This window comes from Streptomyces sp. DS1-CR2 (assembly GCF_055760475.1).
In genome coordinates this window covers 6,074,965-6,091,119 of record NZ_CM147085.1, presented here as the reverse complement: position 1 = coordinate 6,091,119, position 16,155 = coordinate 6,074,965, and the positions used below count along the sequence as shown (strand labels likewise).

The 16,155-nt window shown below is 71.9% G+C and carries 12 protein-coding genes; 5 read left to right on the top strand and 7 right to left on the bottom strand.

What is annotated here, in order from left to right; genetic code table 11:
• Positions 1 to 135: 135 nt before the first annotated feature.
• The gene (locus tag ACY0PA_RS29090; protein WP_473080513.1) at positions 136 to 1,314 is read left to right on the top strand and encodes a PQQ-dependent sugar dehydrogenase; all 1,179 of its coding nucleotides are present in this window, start codon (positions 136 to 138) and stop codon (positions 1,312 to 1,314) included.
• A 36-nt stretch (positions 1,315 to 1,350) separates the two neighbouring features.
• On the opposite strand, the gene ACY0PA_RS29085 is transcribed toward ACY0PA_RS29090, so the two are convergent.
• The 4 genes from ACY0PA_RS29085 to ACY0PA_RS29070 all read right to left on the bottom strand — a co-directional run bounded on the left by ACY0PA_RS29085 (position 1,351) and on the right by ACY0PA_RS29070 (position 5,994).
• Positions 1,351 to 1,674: a DUF6191 domain-containing protein gene (locus tag ACY0PA_RS29085; protein ID WP_473086469.1), complete on the bottom strand. Its 324-nt coding sequence runs from the start codon at positions 1,672 to 1,674 to the stop codon at positions 1,351 to 1,353.
• 73 nt (positions 1,675 to 1,747) lie between these two features.
• On the bottom strand, positions 1,748 to 4,837 hold the full coding sequence (locus tag ACY0PA_RS29080) for a helix-turn-helix transcriptional regulator (RefSeq protein ID WP_473080512.1): 3,090 nt from the start codon (positions 4,835 to 4,837) through the stop codon (positions 1,748 to 1,750).
• Positions 4,838 to 4,983: 146 nt separating this feature from the next.
• Positions 4,984 to 5,181: a hypothetical protein gene (locus ACY0PA_RS29075; protein ID WP_100594979.1), complete on the bottom strand. Its 198-nt coding sequence runs from the start codon at positions 5,179 to 5,181 to the stop codon at positions 4,984 to 4,986.
• 192 nt (positions 5,182 to 5,373) lie between these two features.
• Positions 5,374 to 5,994: a hypothetical protein gene (locus ACY0PA_RS29070; protein WP_473080511.1), complete on the bottom strand. Its 621-nt coding sequence runs from the start codon at positions 5,992 to 5,994 to the stop codon at positions 5,374 to 5,376.
• A gap of 140 nt (positions 5,995 to 6,134) precedes the next feature.
• Here ACY0PA_RS29070 and ACY0PA_RS29065 point away from each other — a divergent pair, with 140 nt between their 5' ends.
• The 3 genes from ACY0PA_RS29065 (at position 6,135) to ACY0PA_RS29055 (ending at position 10,478) form a co-directional block, all read left to right on the top strand.
• Positions 6,135 to 8,567 carry an FHA domain-containing protein gene (locus ACY0PA_RS29065; protein ID WP_473080510.1) on the top strand — a complete coding sequence of 811 codons (2,433 nt, stop codon included), beginning with the start codon at positions 6,135 to 6,137 and terminating at the stop codon, positions 8,565 to 8,567.
• 73 nt (positions 8,568 to 8,640) lie between these two features.
• On the top strand, positions 8,641 to 9,477 hold the full coding sequence (locus ACY0PA_RS29060; RefSeq protein WP_473080509.1) for a hypothetical protein: 837 nt from the start codon (positions 8,641 to 8,643) through the stop codon (positions 9,475 to 9,477).
• Entirely contained in the window at positions 9,477 to 10,478 is a 1,002-nt protein-coding gene (locus ACY0PA_RS29055) for a serine/threonine-protein kinase (RefSeq protein ID WP_473080508.1), read from the top strand. Before ACY0PA_RS29060 ends, ACY0PA_RS29055 begins: the two co-directional genes overlap by 1 nt.
• Before the next feature lie 61 nt (positions 10,479 to 10,539).
• Here ACY0PA_RS29055 and ACY0PA_RS29050 read toward each other — a convergent pair whose 3' ends face one another.
• Entirely contained in the window at positions 10,540 to 11,835 is a 1,296-nt protein-coding gene (locus tag ACY0PA_RS29050) for a streptophobe family protein (RefSeq protein WP_473080507.1), read from the bottom strand.
• Positions 11,836 to 12,043: 208 nt separating this feature from the next.
• Here ACY0PA_RS29050 and ACY0PA_RS29045 point away from each other — a divergent pair, with 208 nt between their 5' ends.
• Entirely contained in the window at positions 12,044 to 13,312 is a 1,269-nt protein-coding gene (locus tag ACY0PA_RS29045; RefSeq protein WP_473080506.1) for a DUF6777 domain-containing protein, read from the top strand.
• A gap of 22 nt (positions 13,313 to 13,334) precedes the next feature.
• On the opposite strand, the gene ACY0PA_RS29040 is transcribed toward ACY0PA_RS29045, so the two are convergent.
• The gene (locus ACY0PA_RS29040) at positions 13,335 to 13,883 is read right to left on the bottom strand and encodes a GNAT family N-acetyltransferase (RefSeq protein ID WP_473080505.1); all 549 of its coding nucleotides are present in this window, start codon (positions 13,881 to 13,883) and stop codon (positions 13,335 to 13,337) included.
• Positions 13,861 to 16,134, bottom strand: a complete 2,274-nt coding sequence (locus ACY0PA_RS29035; RefSeq protein ID WP_473080504.1) for an MMPL family transporter — start codon at positions 16,132 to 16,134, stop codon at positions 13,861 to 13,863. The genes ACY0PA_RS29040 and ACY0PA_RS29035 overlap by 23 nt, the downstream gene beginning before the upstream one ends.
• Positions 16,135 to 16,155 lie beyond the last annotated feature (21 nt).

The window sequence follows — 16,155 nt, the reverse complement described above, 5'->3', positions numbered from 1 at the left end:
AGCAGGTTGGTCCGAACGCGTCGGGGTTCATCGGGAACCTGCGGGGTGGCTGCGGTGTATGAACAGGAGAACCGCAGCGCAGAAGAGCAGCCCAGTCCGCAGCGTCGAGGGGATCCGATCGTGCAACGTCCAGGTGTGCAGCCCGTGTTGGCCGTGTTGGCCTGCGCCTCGATCCTGTTCACGGCGGGGTGTTCCTCGGGTGACGACGGCCCGTCGGACAGCCGGCACAGCACCTCCCCCGGCTCGTCCGAACCGGGCACGTCCGCTTCCGGGGGCGCGGGGGGCGGCAACGCTCCGGCGGAGGGCTCGGTGAAGGTGGTGCGCACGGTCGCCGAGGGCCTGAATTCCCCCTGGGGCCTTGCCCCGCTGCCGGGCGGCGGTGGCCTGCTGGTGTCCTCGCGGGACGAGGCGACGATCACGCGGGTCGATACGCAGACCGGCAAGAAGACCGAGGTCGGCACCGTGCCCGGGGTGGTCCCCGGCGGCGAGGGCGGACTGCTCGGCCTGGTCCTCTCCCCGTCGTTCGCCTCCGACCACTGGCTCTACGCGTACTTCACCGCGAAGTCCGACAACCGCATCGTGCAGATGAGGTACGACGCGAAGAAGCCGCCCGGCGATCAACTGGGCGCGCCCGAGACGGTGTTCACGGGCATCCCGAAGGGCTCGAACCACAACGGCGGGCGCATTGCGTTCGGCCCGGACAAGCTGCTCTACGTGGGCACGGGCGAGACTTACGTGAAGAAGTACGCCCAGGACAAGAAGTCCCCGGGCGGCAAGATCCTCCGGATGACCCCGGACGGCAGACCGGCGCCAGGAAACCCCTTCGGTGACTCCGTGGTCTATACGTACGGTCACCGCAACGTGCAGGGGCTCGCCTGGGACAAGGACAAGCGGCTGTGGGCGTCGGAGTTCGGCCAGGACACGTGGGACGAGCTCAACCTGATCGTGCCGGGTGACAACTACGGCTGGCCCGATGTGGAGGGCAAGAGCGGCAATTCCGGGTTCCACGATCCGGTGGCCGTGTGGCACACGTCCGAGGCTTCTCCGAGCGGCATCGCCTACGCGGAGGGCTCGGTCTGGATGGCGGGCCTGAGGGGCGAGCGGCTGTGGCGGATCCCCCTGAAGGGGGCGCAGGTGGCGGCCGAGCCAGAGTCCTTCCTCATCGACGACGCGACCGAGCAGGGCAGGTACGGGAGGCTGCGGACGGTGGTCGCCGCGGGCGGGAACAAGCTGTGGCTGACGACGAGCAACACGGACTCGAGAGGCAGGCCACGGAAGGGCGACGACCGGATTCTGGAGCTGGAGGTGTCCTGAGGGGGCCTGTCCCTGGCAGTGCGGGAGCGGTAGCGCTCAGGTCTCGTCGTCGGAGGGGGCGGTGGGGTCGGGATGGGGCGCGGAGTCGTGACTCGGGTCGCGGCCGGGGTCGGTCGTTGGGGTCGCGCTCGCCTCGGGGGCCGGCTCGGCCGACTCGGGCGGCTCCGTCGCCGCTGTCTCCGGTCCCTCCGTCGGCTCCGGTGGGGTCTGGTGGGGGACGCGGACCACCACCTTGCCGGAGGTGAGGTCTATGGGGCCGCGGCCCGGGTCGCCGTCGTTGAGGTCGACGCGGGTCAGCTCCAGCCGCTTGCGCTCCTCGTTGGTGTGCTTGCGGCCGGGCGAGAACAGCTCGTCGAACATGTTGAACACGGCGCCTCCGGGTGGCCGAAACCTCATTCCAGCGTACGACAGCGCGAATTTTCCCCCTTCGTGATCAGCCCGTCGGCGCGAACAGCCTCAGGCGGTGGGCCAGGGCGGCTGCCTCGCCGCGGCCGGCTACGCCGAGCTTGGCGAGGATGTTGGAGACATGAACGCTCGCCGTCTTCGGGGAGATGAAGAGCTCCTCGGCAATCCGGCGGTTGCTGCGTCCGGCGGCGACGAGGCGCAGGACGTCGCGTTCGCGGCTGGTCAGGCCGAGTTCCTCGGCGGGGTCGGCAGGGATCTGGGGGCGTGGTGCGGCGGGGTTCAGGGTGAGGCGGGCACGCTGCGCGAGGAGGGCGACCGCTTCGGTGAGCGGGCGCGCTCCGAGGTGGCCGGCGACGGCTCCGGCGAGCCGCAGCAGTTCCGTGGCCCGCTCCCGCTCGTCGTCGAACGTGGCGGCGGACGCGAGGAGGGATTCCGCGGCGCGGAAGCGGACGCGGGCGAGGTCGTAGGGGCGGTCGAGCGACTCGAAGGCGGTGAGGGGATGGGACCAGTCGTCAGGGGTGTCGCGGCCTTCGGCGCGCAGGAGTTCGGCGCGGAGCCACTGTTCGTGGGCGAGCCACACGGGCATGGGGGTGGCCACGCGCTTGGCGGCCGTGCGGATGCGGTCGACGGCTGCGGCGCGGCCGGGCTCCGCGGCCGGCAGGCCCCGCGCGTCGGCCTCGGCGACGGCCGCCGCGACGAGGAGAGGCCAGACGTAGCGCTGGTGGCTCGGCGGGATGCCCTCGGCGACGACGCGGGCGAGTTCGGCGCGGGCGTCGAGGAGTCCCTGGGTGCCGCCGACGGCCGCCGCGATGCCCACCGTGAGGGCGGACTGCGGCAGGGTGTACTGGGGCATGGTGTCGTGGGTGCCGTAGTGGGCACGGGCGGCGGTGAGCTGGGCGGCCGCCTCGATGTGGTCGCCGCGGCCGAGAGCGACGGCCGCGAGGCGGGTGGCCGCCGTGCCGCGGGGCTTGGCGCTCAGGGCGGAGGACCGCAGTGCCGTGTCGACGACGGCGGTGGCCTCGGTCCAGCGGCCCAGGGAGGTGAGGGACTCGGCCAGGTTCGTCAGGACCCAGCCCTCCGCCTCGAGGAGGCCGTACCGGCGGCACAGTTCCATGCCCGACTCGGCGACGGTCACGGACTCGAGGGAGCGGCCCGCGCCCTCCAGGACGGAGGAGAAGTTGATGTGGACGCGGCCGATCTGCGGAACGAGGCCGATCTCGACGACCCGGTCACGGACGGCGTACATCTCGGCGAAGCCGCGGTCGGTCTCGCCCGCGTCGACGAGGAGGCCGCCGAGAGTGAGCCTGGCGTTCAGCTCGATGTCCTCGGCCTTGACCATGCGGGCGTATTCGACGGCCCGTTCGGCGGCGGCCAGGGTCTCCTCGCCGGGGTTGTGGAGCATGCCCCAGGAGGCGACGTTGGTGAGGACCTCGGCGTGCACCTCGGACGGCGGCAGTCCGCGTACGAGTTCCTGGGCGGTGGCGATCTCGGCCCAGCCGTCGCCGCGGCCGAGGGACGGGACGAGACGGGAGCGCTGGATCCAGAACCAGGCGGCGCGCAGAGGGTCCTGCTCGGCGTCGGAGTCGTCGATGAGGCGCAGGGCGCGTTTGATGATTTTCAGGGCGCGTTCGCGTTCGCCGCACAGACGGCCCGCGACGGCGGCCTCGGCCATCAGATCGAGATAGCGCAGGGGCGTGGTCGCGGGGTCGCAGCCGCTGGGGGTCCCCCCACGCCTTTTAGGCAGTGGGGGCGGATAGACCTCGGTGTAGTCGACGGGGCGCAGTGCGGCGCGGATGTCCTCGGGGGTCTCGTCCCAGAGGTTCATCGCCCGTTCCAGGAGCCGCAGTTGCTCGGAGTAGGCGTGCCGGCGGCGGGCCTCGACGGACGCGTCGAGGACGGCCGGCAGTGCCTTCGCCGGGTCGTGGGCGTGGTACCAGTAGCTCGCCAGGCGCGTGATGCGTTCGTCGGCGCGGACGAGCGAGGGGTCGGCCTCGAGCGCCTCGGCGTAGCGGCGGCTGAGGCGGGAGCGTTCGCCGGGCAGCAGGTCGTCGCCGACGGCCTCGCGGACCAGGGAGTGGCGGAAGCGGTAGCCGTCCCCGTCGGGGGTGGCGAGCAGGATGTTGGCGCCGACGGCGGCGCGCAGGGCCTCGATCAGTTCGTCCTCGCCGAGCCGGGCGACGGCGGCGAGCAGCGCGTACTCGACGGTGGAGCCGCCCTCGGCGACGATCCTGGCCACGCGCTGCGCGTCGTCGGGAAGACTCTCGACGCGGACGAGGAGCACGTCGCGCAGCGTCTCGGACAGGCCGGCGCAGCTGCCCTCGCTGGTGGCGACGGCCAGTTCCTCGACGAAGAACGCGTTGCCGTCGGAGCGCTCGAAGATGTCGTCGACCTGGGCCTGTTCGGGCTCGGCCGCGAAGATCCCGGCGATCTGGCGGGACACCTCGTCGCGGCTGAAGCGGTCGAGTTCGAGGCGGGTGACGGTACGCAGGCGGTCGAGTTCGGCGAGGAGCGGGCGCAGGGGGTGGCGGCGGTGGATGTCATCGGCGCGGTAGGTGGCCACGATGACGAGGCGGCCGCTGCGCAGCGTACGGAAGAGATAGGAGAGGAGGTGGCGGGTGGAGGCGTCGGCCCAGTGGAGGTCCTCCAGGATGACGAGGACGGTGCGGTCAGCGGCGACGCGCTCCAGGAGACGGGCCGTCAGCTCGAAGAGCCGGGCCATGCTCTCCTCGTCGTGGCGTCCGTCGCGTCCGGTCGGCGCCGGGGAGAGTTCGGGCAGGAGCCGCGCGAGTTCGGTCTCCTGTCCGGCGGCCGCCGCGACGAACTCCTCGGGCAGCAGCCGGCGCAGGGCCCGCAGAGCGGTCGAGAAGGGGGCGAACGGAAGCCCGTCCGCACCGATCTCGACGCAGCCGCCGAGCGCGACGACGGCGCCCTCGCGGCCTGCGGCGAGCGCGAACTCCTCGACGAGACGGGTCTTGCCGACCCCCGCCTCCCCGCCGAGCAGCATGGCCTGCGGCTCCCCCGTGGTGGCACGGGCGAGCGCCTTGCTGAGTACGCCCAGTTCGCCGGTGCGGCCGACGAACACCGGGCTGACGCACCTGGTCTCCACAGGGGGGAGCATCGCACAAGGGTCCGACACCGCGGCACCCGTTATCTCCGAGGGCGGAGCCGGGCGCGGGGCGGTTGCGCCGATGGGCCTGTCAGCCGCGTTGAAGTGGAAAGGGAGGACCACACCCGTGTGGCCCTCCCTCGGCTCCGCCTTCATCGTCAGGCCGCGCGTGCGAAACGGGAGCGGCGTGAGCGCGGACTGTTCACCCGCCCCTCCGTGTCCTGGCCGGCTGAGGCGGCGCGGCGCTCCGCGCGCCGGTTGCGCCGGGCTTCGCGGGCCTCACGGACCAGGCGGTTGTGCTCGGCCTGGCGGACCAGTTCGGCGGCGCGGATCTGGTGGATCTCGTACTCGTACATCTGGTGCTCCCTGGTGGCGAGTGGGTCTCGGCTTCGCTTTCCGCGATGCCTCAACACTCGTCTCCCAGGGGGGTCCACCACATCGGGAGAGTGCCGCATGTTCCGGGTACGGGGTGCCTTAGACGTAACTCAGAGATTCCTCAGAGGTCCTCAGACCGGCCTGAGGCGCCTGAGGTACCCCCGAGGAACGACTCAGGAAGAGGCCGAGGGGAGCGCCATCAGGATGTCGGTGTACTTCGCGACGGCGAGCAGGAGACCGAGGATGCCGAGGGAGACGCCCGCCCAGGCGACCGACTTGATCCACACGGCCTGCGGCTTGCCCGGGGCGCCGAACGCGGGCCTGGCCAGGACGACCGCGCCGACGATCAGCGCGAGCAGGGCGAAGATTCCGCCGACCAGGGCGGTGGCGTGCCACGAGTCGCCGTAGACCTCGGAAACCTGCTTGGCGACGCTCGCGCCCTGCGAGGTCTGGAGCTGGCCGATCAGGGACTCGCGGGCCGAGGCGACGGTCGCGACCCAGCTGCCGCTGAGCGCGACGACGCCCAGTGCGGCGGAGACGACGGCGCCGGCGCCCTGTCCCGCACCGGAGGAGTCCTCCACGGGCGCGGCGGGCGCGAACGGCTCGTCGTCGAGATCCGCGTCCGCGTCCCCGTCCGTGTCCGTGTTCGTGTCCTCGGAAGCCTCGACGGCATCGGTGGCTTCAGCCTCCTTGGTGACCTTAATGGCCTCAGCATTCTCGGCAGCAGCCTCGGTGGCCTCGGTGGTGGTGGCCTCAGCGGTCTCGGCCGTCTCGTCATCAGTCTTCGTAACCATGCCCCGCACCGTACGGACGGAGTCTGAGAGCTCTCTTAACGAGCTGAGTCCGGGCTGAGACCGGCCTGTGCGGGGCCTGTGCGCGGCGGGGGCAGTCGTCCGATCAGGCGCATACCAGAGCACATCGATAGAATTCGAACATGTCAGAGCGGCCAGTCTCGCCGACCGCGCCCGAGCTTGTGCTCGAAACCGAAGCCGGACCCACGGTGATGAGCCCGAGCCGGGACTACCACGTCGGCCGCGATCCCCTGAGTGACATCGTCATCGACGATGTCCGCGTCTCGTGGCACCACGCGGTCCTCCGGCCCGTCGCCGACCACTGGTCTCTGGAGGACGAGGACAGTACGAACGGGACGTACACCGGGGGCAGGCGCATCCACGAGTCGGGGGTGGGACCCGGCACGGTCATCCGGTTCGGTCACCCCGCGGACGGGCCGCGCGCCGTGCTGGTCGGCCATGAGCCACCGCCGCCGCCCAAGCCCGTGACGGAACACTTGGCGGATCAGGTACCGGACCGCATCCCGGACCACGTACTTGATTCGGTGGCAGCGACGCCCCGCGCCGCCGAACGGCCCTCGTCCGTCTCCATGCCGGGCGCGACCGGCACGTTCCGGCAGCCGACGACCGTGCGGCCGCTGCCCGCCCGCACCGTGCACATCGGCCGCAACGCCGACAACGACCTCGTCGTGGACGACCTGATCGTCTCCCGACGCCACGCGGAGCTGCGGGCCCAGCCCGACGGCACGTACGAGATCGTGGACCTCGGCTCGCACAACGGCACCTACCTCAACGGCGCGCCGGTCTCCCGCGCCCGGGTCTCGCCCGGGGACATCGTGGGCATCGGCCACTCCGCGTTCTGCCTGGTCGGCGACACGCTGCAGGAGTTCGTCGACACCGGCGAGGTCTCGCTCGACGTCCAGGGCCTTGCGGTCACGGTGGACCGGGGCCGCAAGACGCTGCTGGATCACGTCTCGTTCCCCGTCGGGGAGAAGTGTCTGCTCGCCGTCGTGGGCCCGAGCGGCGCGGGCAAGTCCACGCTGCTCAACGCGCTGACCGGGCTGCGCCCCGCCGACCAGGGCACGGTCCTCTACGACGGCCGCGACCTGTACCGCGACTACGCCGAGCTGCGCCAGCGCATCGGGCTCGTACCGCAGGACGACATCCTGCACTCCCAGCTGACCGTGCACCGGGCCCTCGGCTACGCGGCCGAACTCCGCTTCCCGCAGGACACCGAACGGTCCGAGCGGCGCGACCGCGTCGACGAGGTCGTCCGCGAGCTGGGCCTCGAACAGCGGGCGACGCAGCCGATCCACAGCCTCTCCGGCGGTCAGCGCAAGCGCGTGAGCGTCGCCCTCGAACTGCTCACGAAGCCGTCGCTGCTCTTCCTCGACGAGCCGACGTCCGGGCTTGACCCGGGCATGGACCGATCGGTGATGAACATGCTGCGCGGCCTCGCCGACGACGGGCGGACCGTCATCGTCGTCACCCACAGCGTCCTCAGCCTGGAGGTGTGCGACCGGCTGCTGGTCCTCGCCCCCGGAGGGAAGATCGCGTTCTACGGGCCTCCGGTGGACGCGCTCGGGTTCTTCGGTTTCGAGGAGTGGCCGGAGGCGTTCGAGGCCTTCGAGAACGACCGGGACCGCGGCTGGGCGGAGGACTACAACTCGTCCCTGTTCCACCGTCAGTACATCGTGAACTCCACGGCGCAGCCCCGGCTGCCGAACGCTCCGTCGGCGGAGGTGGCCCCGCCGCCGAGGACGCGGAGCTGGGGCGCGCAGCTGTGGACGCTCGTACGCCGGTACGCGGCCGCGCTCGGCGCCGACCGGACGTTCCTCGCCATCATGATCGCGCTGCCGTTCGTGATGGGTGCGATGGTGCGTGCGCTGGCCGGCAGCCGCCTCACGCAGGAGTCGGCGATGAACGCGCTGCTCCTCCTGTGTGTGGGCGGTGTACTCACGGGCGCCGCCAACGCCGTGCGCGAGCTGGTGAAGGAGCGGGTGATCTACCAGCGGGAACGTGCCGTCGGGCTGTCCAGATCCGCGTATCTGATGTCCAAGGTCGTCGTCCTCGGCACCATCACGGTCCTTCAGGCCGTCGTCCTGACGCTGGTCGGGCTCGTCGGTGTCGACCTCAACGCGCCGGGCGGCAAGGGGGTGTTGATGCCTCCGCTGGTGGAGATCACGCTGACCGTGGCGCTCCTGTCGTTCACGGCGATGATGCTCGGGCTGCTCGTGTCCGCCCTGGTGCGCAAGGAGGAGGTCACCATGCCGCTCCTGGTGCTGATCGCGATCATCCAGGTCGTGTTCTGCGGTGCGCTGCTCAAGCTGCACGGGGTGCCCGGAATCGAGCAGTTGTCGTGGCTGGTCCCGTCGCGCTGGGCGATGGGCGCGATGGCGGGCACGGTCGGTCTGTCCCGGATCGTGCCGGGGAAGCTGACCAGCGACCCCCTGTTCGAACACTCCACCGGGGTGTGGCTGCTCAACATGGGGATGCTGGTCGTGCTCTCGGTCGTCTTCGGAATCGCCGTCGCACGGCTGCTGCGCCGGCACGAGCCCACGATCATGCGGAAGTGATCATGCGGAAGTAGGGGAAAGACAGCGGCCCGCGATCATGCGGAAGTAGCGGAAAGACAGCGGAGAGGCGCCCATGGCGACACCGGAGTTCCGCCCCACCCATGTCGTGCCCCCGGACGGGATGCCCGCCTGGGAGGAGCCGGACGTCAACCGGCCCACCCAGCCGCTCGACCCGCTGCTCCCGGTCGAACTGGTCGACCGGCGCGCGGACTGGGGCCGGATCGTATGCGCCAACGGCTGGTCGGCATGGGTCGACGGTCGCCTGCTCGTCGCCGTGCCGCGCGACCCGCCGGAGGCCGGGAAGCCCATGGCCCGCACGGCGGATCCGCGGCCGCTGATGGCCCGCGTCGAGGAGGCGGCGGGCCAGTACCGGCGCGCCGCACAGGAACTGGCCGAGGAGCGCATCGACGGGGAGACGTTCCAGCGCCGGACGCGGGGGCTGCGGGTCGGGATGGTCGTCGACGGCGAGGCGGTGTGGCTGTACGACGCCGAGCACGAGCGCTGGGTGTACTGCGACGGTACGCAGTTGAGCACGTACGCGGCGGGGGCGGGACCGGGGCGGCCGAGCGGGGCGACACCGGCGCCCTCGCCCGCTCGGGCCGCGGACCCGGAACCCACGCGCGTCGTGGACCCGGAACCCACGCGCGTCGTGGACCCGGCAGAGGTCGCCGACTCGGGGCCGGCCGAGGACGTCGCCGACACCGGCCCGGAGGGCGACACGACCGACTCCGGCCCGCACGAGAACGCCTCCGGAGCACCCCCGGCCCCGAGCCAGACCCCCACCCCCACACGCACCCCGACCCCGACCCCGAACGCCGCCGAGCCGACCCGGATCGTGGACCCGGAAGAGCTGAACGGCCACGTCCCGGCCGAACGCGAGCGCAGCGCCCGCGCGCCAGGTGAGCGGTGATGGCGAACGATCCGCAGCTGCCCGTCGGCCGCCCGTCCGATCTGCTCGGGCGGCAGATCGCCGGATACCGCGTGGAGAGCGAGATCGGCCGGGGCGGCATGGCCGTCGTCTACCGAGCCATGGATCTACGCCTCGACCGCACGGTCGCGCTCAAGCTGCTCGCCCCCGAACTCGCCCGTAACGACACCTTCCGTCAGCGGTTCACGCACGAGTCGCGCGTCGCCGCCGCGATCGACCATCCGCACATCGTGCCCGTCTTCGAGGCCGGCGAGACCGAGGGCATCCTCTACATCGCCATGCGCTTCGTCGCGGGCCAGGACCTGCGCGCGCTCATCGACCGCGAGGGGCCGCTGCCCGTGGGGACGGCGGTACGGATCGCCTCGCAGGTCGCGTCCGCGCTCGACGCCGCCCATGACCACGACCTGGTGCACCGGGACGTGAAGCCCGGCAACATCCTGGTCGCGGCGGGAACGGACAGCGACCACCCCGAGCACGTCTACCTCACCGACTTCGGCCTGACGAAGAAGTCGTTGTCGCTGACCGGGTTCACGTCCGTGGGCCAGTTCGTCGGGACGCTCGACTATGTGGCGCCCGAGCAGATCTCCGGCCGCCCGGTCGACGGCAGGTGCGACGTCTACAGCCTCGCCTGCGTCGTCCAGGAGACCCTGACCGGTCTGCCGCCGTTCCAGCGCGACGACGACATGGCGCTGCTGTGGGCCCACCAGTTCGACCCGCCCCCGCCCCTGACCGGACTGCGCCCCGAACTCCCGGCGGCGATGACCGACGTACTGGCCAAGGCGCTGGCCAAGAGCCCGGACGACCGCTACGACTCGTGCCTCCAGTTCGTGGCGGCCCTGCGCGCGGCGGCGCGCGGCGGCGTCCGGGACGACCACCCTCCGACGCAGGTGGACCGCCGCGTCAGCACGTGGTCCCCCACGGCCGAACCCCCGCCCGCCCCGCCGCGATGGGCGCTGCCGGTCTTCACGGGCCTCGTGCGCTAGCCGCTCCCCTCCCTCAGCTCCCCCTCCCTCAGCTCCTCCCCCTCCCTTGGCTCCGATCCGGTCAACTCCGCTCCGGTTTCGCCGTCTCCACCTCCCCGCGCCGGTGGAGCCGGGACGCGAGGAGGCCGCCGAGGAACCCGGTGACCAGACCCCACAGGACCGCCAGGCCGAGCGCGGTCCACAGTTTCGGGCGCAGCGCCACCTCGCCGCCGAGCCCGCCGCCGATGTCTCCGATGCCGAGGAGCGACAGGCCGTAGTGCGCGGAGATCCGGGCGAGGAGGCAGATGGCGAGCACGGTCAGGACGAGGGCCACCGCCATGTGGAGGGCGTGCTGCCAGGCCCGCATCCGGGCCGGTGACCGCAGCGCCATGCCGAAGGCGGCCGCCAGCGTCAGGATCGCGGCCACCACGATCGACCACCAGATCCGGCCGTCCTGTTCGGCGAGCGTGCTGACGTTGACGGTGGAGATGTCGGGCGTACGGAGTACGACGTCGAGGATGTGCGGCATGGGCAGGCCGAACGGGCCGTCGACCTTGCCGTCCCAGGACGCGCCGAGGCCGATGGTGTAGACGAACCAGACGAGGTTGGGCAGACCGAGGAGGATCACGGCGAACGTCTCGGCCGGGTGGCCGCGGGTCGCGGCGACCACAAGACCGATGACGACGCCCAGGGCCACGTAGGCGAGCAGCAGCGCGACCATCGCGTACGCGGCAGGGCGCACCGACTCCTGGAAGCGGACGAGGCGGGCGGGGAGCGGGGCGCCGCGCGACACGAGGACGGCGAGGATCATGACGCCCGCGAGCCACAGCAGGCCGAAGAGGAGGGTGAGCGCCATGTTCGTCCGGAATCCGACCTTGGGTGCGCCGTCCAGGACGTCCTCGATGATGCCGCCGGTCGGGTCCGTGACGGAGACGGCGAAGTCCTGCCTGGCCAGGAGCGAGAGGGCGATGAGCGCCACCACCCACGGCACGGCCACCCGCCCGGCCCAGCCGAGGAGTTCGCCGCTGCTCGCGATGGCCCGGTGGCGCAGGGGCCGCAGGAAGCCCGCGGCGATCACCAGCGCTCCGGCGAGGGTCACGGAGAGGGGCAGGACCGAGATGTCGGCGTGTGTCTGGGCGAGTTCTCCGGCGTTTCCGGCCAGGTCGACGGAGCCGCCGGCCGCCATCACCACGACGGCGGCGACCACCCGGGGGAAGGCGCTGCCGGGAAGGCCGGTCGCGCCCGCCGCCCACAGTCCGAGGGCGGCCGTGACCACCATGGCCACGAGCCCGGCGAGCACGGCCACGAGGGCCGCGGCCCAGCCGTGTTTCGCGCTGCGCCTGGTGCCGGACCGGCCGTCGGATGCCTGTTCACTCACGGGGCCACGCTAGGCAGGCGCCCGGCGGTCCGCCCCTCGGGAGGGCCGACCGCGTCGCCTCGCGGACCGTACGGGTTCGGCTTGCGAGCCGTACGAGTACGGAGCACACAATGTGGAGGTGACAGGACAAAGGGGACCGGGCCGCCGGACCGAGAGGCGGGCCCTCCCTCTCTCCGCCCCATGCCTCCTACGGTGAGAAGAAGCGCCCGTGAGTGACCGACCGACGGAGCCCGGCCGCCCCACCGGCCCCCCATCTGGCCCGCTCTCGGGCCCGACCCGGCCCGCGGCGCCCGCACCCCCGCCGCCGCCCGAGCACCCCTCGGAACCGCCGTCCGGCGAAGGCACGGGCTCCGGCGCCGGTTCTGGCTCCGGCTCTGGCTCCGGCTCTGGCTCTGGCTCTGGCTCTGGCAGCACGGGCGGCGGCTCCGGCGGTCCGCCGCCCCCGGGCGGCACCCCGCCCCCGCACGGCCCGCACCCCGACCGTCCCTGGTGGCGGTTCACACCCAAGAAGCTCGCGGGGCTCGGCGCCCTGATCGTCGCCGCTGTGGTCCTCGCCGTCGTCCTCACCAGCTCCGGCGGCAATGGTGGCGGGGGAACCGCGGCCGGTGACGAACTCTTCCTCCAGAGCGCCGACTCGTCCGGCCCTGATCCGTACACCGAGTCGAGCACCCGGAAGGGCGCCGCCGCGACGACGCCCACCGCGCTGCCGAGCGCGTCCGGGGAGACCTCTTCGGAGAACGCGAACGTGGTCCGGGGCGTCGAGGGCTCCGCCCCCGGCCTGTACGGCGGCACCCGCAACGTCTCCAGCTGCGACGTGGAGAAGCAGATCCGCGCACTGGGCGCGGAGCCGGACAAGAACAAGGCGTTCGCCTCGGTACTCGGCATCGATCCGTCGGGGGTCCCCGCGTATCTGCGGTCGCTGACGCCGGTTCAGCTCCGCCTCGACACCCGGGTCACGAATCACGGCTTCCGCAGCGGCGCCCCGACGAAGTTCCAGTCCGTGCTCCAGTCCGGCACCGCCGTGCTCGTGAACGACCGCGGCGAGCCGCGCGTGCGGTGCTCGTGCGGGAATCCGCTGCTCGCGCCGGTGCCTCTGCAGGGCTCGGTGAAGCGTCAGGGCAAGGCCTGGTCCGGGTACAACTCGTCGGACGTGGTGGTCGTTTCGCCGGCGCCGCAGCCGGTGAGCAGTTTCGTGATGTACGACCCGGTGACCAAGAGCTGGTTCACCCGAACCGCGGGCAGCACGGGCGCCTTTGACCAGAAGACGACGGCGCACACCCCGCCCGGGGTCTCCTCCTCGGGGGCCTCGACCCCCTCGACAGCCCCCTCGTCCGGGACTTCCCGGTCTGCTGAGTCGTCCCCGTCATCCGAGTCCTCGCAGCCACCGTCGTCCGAGGCCCCCGGAGCGTCGTCGGCCCCGCCGTCGAGCGCGGAGTCCGCCGCCCCCGAGTCACCCGCCTCACAACCGGCGAGCTAGGTGTTCTGCCCGGACAGACGGCCTAACGCGCGCGCCACTCCGGCGCGAGCACCGACCACACCTCAAGATCCTGCTTGACGCCCTTGTGCGAGCCCGCCTCGCGCAGCACCCCGTCGCGCCGCATGCCGAGCCGCCGCGCCACGTTCAGGCTGGGCTCGTTCGCGGAGGAGGCGACCCACTCCACGCGGTGGATGCCGCGTTCGAGGACCGCCCAGTCGATGAGGACGCGCGCGCCGCGCGTGACGAGGCCGCGTCCGGCGGCGGCGGGCTCAAGCCAGCAGCCGATCTCGCAGTTGCCGCCCTCCGCGTCGAAGATCCGGAAGAGCAGGCCGCCGACGAGCGTCCCGTCCAGCCAGAGCCCGTGCAGGCTCCCGCTGTCGGCGGCGCGCTTGTCGGCGTAGGACTGGAGCAGGTCCCGGGCACAGGCGGCGTCCTTGACTTTCGAGCCGAACCCGATGTGCTGCCCGATGAACTCGCGCCCGCGTTCCAGATGGGCGAGGAACTGCTCGGCGTGCCACGTCTCAAGTGGCCGCAGCTCCGCGCCGTCGTCACCCAGGGAGATCGTGTACATCGCGTTTGTGCTCCTCGGCTTCGGCCTTCACCAGTACGTCCAGCAGCGCGTCGTCCTCGGTCGGGCGCTGCCCAGGCATACTCGCATGCGCCTCGCCGCACTCGGGCGGCTCGATGCTGATGCGGGGCAGCCGGCGGTCCAGCCACTTCGGCAGCCACCAGTTGGCGCCGCCGAGCATGTGCATGAGGGCGGGCACGAGGAGCGTGCGCAGGACGAACGCGTCGAGGGCGACGGCGGCGGCCAGGGCGATGCCGAACATCGCGATGACGCGGTCACCGCTGAGGACGAAGGCCAGGAAGACCGAAATCATGATCACGGCCGCGGAGTTGATGACGCGGCTGGTCTCGGCGAGCCCGACGCGGACGGCCCGCCGGTTGTCGCGGGTCTCCAGCCACTCCTCGTACATGCGGCTGACCAGGAACACCTGGTAGTCCATGGAGAGTCCGAACAGGACCGACACCATGATCACGGGGAGGAAGGGCTCGATCGGGCCCGCTCTGCCGAGGCCGAGCATCTCGCTGCCCCAGCCCCACTGGAAGATGGCGACGACGACGCCGAAGGCGGAGGCGACGGCCGCGACGTTCATCGCGGCGGCCTTGAGGGGGATGCCGATGGAGCGGAAGGCCAGGAGCAGCAGGACGCAGCCGAGTCCGATGACGACGCCCACGAACAGCGGCAGTTTCCCGACGATGACGTCGGCGAAGTCGTCGTAACTGGCGGTGACTCCGCCGAGCTGCACGTCGAGGGAGGTGCCCTTCTCGGCCGCGGGGATGACGTCGCTGCGCAGTCGGTCGACGAGCTCGCTGGTCCTCTGGGACTGCGGCGCGGACTTCGGCACGACGGTCAGGAAGGCGGCGGTGCCGCTGCCGTTGTACGTCGCCGGGGTCACCGAGGAGACGCCCTCGGCGGAGCCGATCACGGCCTCCAGACGGCTCATGGCGACCTGGTCGCCGGCGCCGTCTATGGGTGTGACAAGGGTCAGCGGCCCGTTCACACCGGGCCCGAAGCCGTCGGCGAGGAGGTCGTAGGCCTGCCTGGTCGTGGACGAAGACGCGTTGTTGCCCTGGTCGGACGTGCCCAGGTGCAGGAAGAGCGTGGGCACCGAGAGCACCGCGATCACGCCGAGCGCGAGTCCGCCGAGGAGCCGGGGGTGGCGCTCCACGAAGGCGGCCCAGCGGGCGGCGAACCCGGTCGGCCGCTCCGGCTCGGGCCCGTGTTCGGCGAGTCTGCGCCGCTGGCGCCTGCTGAGCGCGCGCATGCCGATGAACGACAGGAGCGCGGGCAGCAGCGTGACGGACGCGGCGACGGTGAGGAGCACGGTCAGGGACGCGGCGATCGCGACACCGTTGAGGAAGCTGAGGCGCAGGATCAGCATGCCGAGGAGCGCGATGCAGACGGTGGCGCCGGCGAAGACCACCGCGCGCCCGGTGGTGGCGACGGCGCGCTCCGCGGCCTCGTTCACGGGCAGGCCCTGTTTCAGACCGCGCCGGTGCCGGGTCACGATGAACAGGGCGTAGTCGATGCCGACGCCCAGGCCGACGAGCATGCCGAGCATCGGGGCGAAGTCGGCGACGGTCATCACATGGCCGAGGAGCACGATGCCGGAGGCGGCGGTGCCCACGCTGACCAGGGCCGTGGCAATCGGCAGGGCGCTGGCCGCGAGGGAGCCGAAGGCCAGCAGGAGGACGACGGCGGCGACCACGACGCCGGCGATCTCGGCGGCATGTCCCTGGGCGGACTCGGTCAGGGCGACGGCGCTGCCGCCGAGTTCGACCCGCAGTCCGTCGGGGGCGTTCTTCTCGGCGGCCTTGGCCGTGTCGACGAGGCGCTGGGCGTCCGCCTCGGCGATGTCGCCGGACTGCTGGTCGAAGGTGACCGTGGCGTAGGCGGTGCGTCCGTCGGCGCTTATCTGACTCGTGCCCTGCTGCTCGTACGGGCCGGTGACAGCGGCGATGCCGGGCAGGCGCTCGATCCTGTCGAGCGTGCGGATCATGCGCTCTTTCACGTCGGCGGCGCGGATCATGCTGCCGTCCGTGTGCCAGACGACGGTGTCGCTGTCGCCGCCGAGGCCGGGGAAACCGTCGTTGAGGAGCTGGGTGGCGCGCCCCGACTCGGTGCCCGGTGCCTCGTAGTCGTTCGAGTACGAGGAGCCCGCGACGGCCGCCGCGGCGCTCGTGCCGCCGAGGGCGAGGAGCCACAGCAGGACGACTACGAGGCGGTGCCGTGCACACCATCGTGCGAGAGCTGCCATGGACGTGCTCCCAGGGTTTGT